Below are 2,996 nucleotides of genomic sequence, written 5' to 3' on the forward strand. Positions count from 1 at the left end.
GGATTACAGGTGTCATGGCGTCCACATATGTCTCAGCGCTCCAGAGTGTTTAAGGAATTTTAAAACCAGGTCAATCCGAACCTTTGGATAATACCACTCGTCTCCCATCCAGGGCGCTCTGCTTGGCAGCTTCCAAAATTTCCATAACTATCAGGTTGTTTTCGAGGGAGGACAGGTCAAAGGTTTCAGGAGCGATCTCACCGCGTATCACAGCCCTGAAATACGAAAAAGGATCGTGATATGGTGCCGGCCGGGGTTCCAGCTCTAAAACCGTTTCCTCAAAGCCATCATATCCTTCAGCCATTCTAAGGCGTAGTTGACTTCGGTTATCGGCAAATAGCGCCCCCTCCAGGCCGTAGATTTCCATGTCCTTCCGCCCGATAGGCCAGTTCCAGGAGGCATGGATGACTGCATTGGCCTTCGGATATTCCAGGATGATCAGGGCCTCATCTTCGACTTTAGGATTGCTTTCTGGTTGCAATTGTTGGGTAATGGCAGTAACAGCAACAGGTTTCTCCCCATCCATCAAACGCGTCATCAGGTTGGCACCGTAACATCCGAAATCCATGAGGGCGCCTCCACCGTTACGTACCGGATCGATCAGCCATTCGAGGAATTCCGGATCGACCCCTATTTGCTCCGGGCCCCGGTGGCCATCCCGGATGACCACTTTCCGGACATCACCTATCCCCTGGACCCAGGCGAAGGCGTGATGTGTGGTAGGATACCAGGTAGTCTCGTAATTGGTCAGTAAATAAATTCCGTGCTCTCGGGCGAGACTTGCCATTCGATCGGCATGGGCTGCGGAAACCGCCAGGGGCTTTTCCACCATGACGTGGATTCCGGCAGGAGCACAGGTCTCTACAATCCCCAGGTGTTCGTCAATAGCGCCAAAGGCGGCAACAGCCTCTGGTTTCTGGGCATTGATAAGTTCATCCAGGGTCGGATACACCCGCTCCATGTCAAAACCGTAGAGGTCGATATAGCGTTGGGCCAGATCTGAATTGGCTTCAGCAATACCCACAATCTCAATATCACCCTCCTTGGCACTGTTGAAAATCTGGTGGACATGGGTATGGGTCAGTCCTGCGATCCCTATCCGAAGGGGGGTGTCCTGACTGAATCCCGGAACTGAGATCATAGATAGTAAAAAGATTAGGCAAGGATAGCTGGGGAATTTCACAAACTGAGTTCTATGTTTATACGTAAGGCCTGCTCCCGGGAAGGTCTTTACCCTTTCTCCTGTGCAGCCTTTTCTGCGTTGGCTTCTTTGATCTGGGCTTCCTCCTCCTCGGTCAGCCATCCGCCCCCGAGGGCTTTATAGAGCCTGACGTAGGATGACAGCAGGTTGGCCCGTAATCCCTCCAGTAATAATTCCGCATCGAAGGCCTGTCGCTGTTGTTCCAGGAATTCTAGGTAACTGGTCACCCCCATATTATAGCGTTCCCGCGAGAGCGTTTGGGCTTGAAGTGCGGCAGAACGGCGCTGCTCGGCGATATTTATTTCATCCTGGGTCGTTCGGATTTCGGCAAGGATGTCTTCCACCTCTTTTAGGGCAAAGAAGACCGTGTTTTGATACGAATAAAGGGCTTGATAGCTGCGGCTATCCTCAATATCGACCTGCCGTTTGAGCTGGCCCCAATAAAAGAGAGGCCCAGCCAATTGTCCGGAAAGCGTCCAGAGGGGATTGTTAAAACTCAGATTGCCAAAACTATCTGCGGTAATCCCGATCAGGGCAGAGGCGTTTAACGAAGGTAACCGATTCCCTTTGGCGGCCCCTACCAGGGCATTTTGTGCAATCAGTTGATATTCTGCTGCAATGACATCGGGCCTTCTCGCAAGCAGGTCTACCGGTCGGGCCAGGGGTAATTCGATGTTGTAATTCTGGGCGTTCAGTGGCTTGCCTGTAGCGACACTCCCAGGGTTCTGACCCAACAGGATACTCAGGGTATTTTGCAGTTGTACGATCTGAAGTTCATATTGGGGAATGGCCCCGGCTGCTATGGTGTATTGGATGGTGGCCTGATTCACGTCGATAATGGGGACGATCCCCTTGTCGTAGCGCGCCTGAATCAGTTGAAGCATACTATCCCGGGCAGTCGCATTGCGCATGGAAATTTCATACTGGGATTTGGCCCGAAGCAGGGAAAAGTAGGTGGTGGCTACCTCGCTGATTAACGAAATCATCACCCCCCTGTAACCGTATTCTGAGGTGACAAGGTCTGCCCTGGCGGCTTCTGAAAGGCGTCTGAGTTTTCCCCAAAGATCCAATTCCCAATTGGCGGAGGCCGCTCCAAGGACGAGGTTCTGGGTAGAACCCACCTGGTTGAGTAAAAAATTCCCGCGTTGGACTTGCCCGGTTACATCTACCTTGGGAAGCATTTCGGCGTTCTGGTTCTTTAACGCGAGCCTTCCCTGCAATACATTTTCAGCTGCGATGAGTACGTCCCGGTTATTTTCCATAGCGGCCCGGATAAGGCTGTCCAGGACGGGGTCGTCATAGAGGTTCCACCATTTCAGGTCTGCCGTACTCAATTCCAGGGAATCGGTGTTTATGCTGTCGTATTCCACCTGTAAGCCGGGGACCTGTTGGGCGTATTTGTCGGGCTGGACGAGATCCGTACCCCGGTAATTCTTCCCAATCTTACAGTTTTGCAAGAGCAGCGCGACGAAGAGTATAAGGAGGATTCGTTTCATCAGGCTTCTGCAGTTTTGGCGAGTTCAGCATCGCGTTTCTTTTCGTATCCCGCCAGTTTCCCAATGAGCAGGAACAGCATGGGGTAGAACAGGACCCCCAGGAAGGTGGCCACAGTCATTCCGCCCAAAAGGGCCATACCCATTACTTTTCGCGCTTCTGCGCCCGTTCCGGAAGCGACCACCAGGGGAAATACACCCAGGATAAATGAAAAGGCAGTCATCAGGATGGGGCGGAACCTGGATTTGGCGGCTGCCGTAGCCGCATCGTATAGGGAAGAGCCGTTTTTAAATTCTTCATT

At 52.3% G+C, this 2,996-nt stretch carries 3 protein-coding genes; all 3 read right to left on the reverse strand.

The genetic code is table 11. The features are described from left to right. Nucleotides 1-70: 70 nt before the first annotated feature. The gene (locus WBV75_RS02495) at nucleotides 71-1,141 is read right to left on the reverse strand and encodes a Gfo/Idh/MocA family protein (RefSeq protein WP_424119080.1); all 1,071 of its coding nucleotides are present in this window, start codon (nucleotides 1,139-1,141) and stop codon (nucleotides 71-73) included. A gap of 89 nt (nucleotides 1,142-1,230) precedes the next feature. Then, nucleotides 1,231-2,697, reverse strand: coding sequence for an efflux transporter outer membrane subunit (locus WBV75_RS02500; protein WP_424119081.1), 1,467 nt, complete (start codon nucleotides 2,695-2,697; stop codon nucleotides 1,231-1,233). Then, on the reverse strand, nucleotides 2,697-2,996 hold a 300-nt coding region (locus WBV75_RS02505; RefSeq protein WP_424119082.1), incomplete at its 5' end, for an efflux RND transporter permease subunit. The genes WBV75_RS02500 and WBV75_RS02505, both read right to left, overlap by 1 nt.

It is taken from the genome of Robiginitalea sp. (assembly GCF_049588695.1).
Taxonomy (GTDB): Bacteria; Bacteroidota; Bacteroidia; order Flavobacteriales; family Flavobacteriaceae; genus Robiginitalea.